1 protein-coding gene is annotated in these 422 nt (G+C 64.7%); it reads right to left on the reverse strand.

What is annotated here, in order from left to right:
• On the reverse strand, positions 1-201 hold a 201-nt coding region (locus tag J0A65_RS25995), incomplete at its 3' end, for a hypothetical protein (protein ID WP_206597083.1).
• Between the last annotated feature and the right edge of the window lie 221 nt (positions 202-422).

The raw sequence follows: 422 nt of genomic DNA on the forward strand, positions 1-422 counted from the left end.
GAACCTTAGCCTGAAACGCGCGTTTGAGGCAAACCTCCAGCCGGCCTGAAATGCCTGATATGTAGTGTTTTTCTCACAAGCACTACCAAAGAAGGAGAAGCGCCCCGAAACGCCGCCTGAACCAGGCCACCCCGCCTCCCGCGCCACGCCGGGGATGGACGAGCGGAAGCGCATGACCGACGCGCAACCCAGGCAGTGCATCGCCGCACCTCCAGGCAGCGACAATCTGACGCCGGGCGCCACTGCCGGTAGCGCTCCATGCCAGGCCGCCAGGGGCAGCAAGTGCCTCAGGTCATCGCTCGATGGGAGGGGCAAGCGACTGCCAGGACCGGTAATCGCTCAGGAGCAGACGGCTCGCAGCACACGAACCGCCCGAATGGCCGGGCGGTAGCGCGATCTACAGCAGGAAGATCGACGCCATG

Origin of the sequence: Bowmanella yangjiangensis (assembly GCF_017255015.1) — a bacterium.
GTDB lineage: Bacteria > Pseudomonadota > Gammaproteobacteria > Enterobacterales > Alteromonadaceae > Bowmanella > Bowmanella yangjiangensis.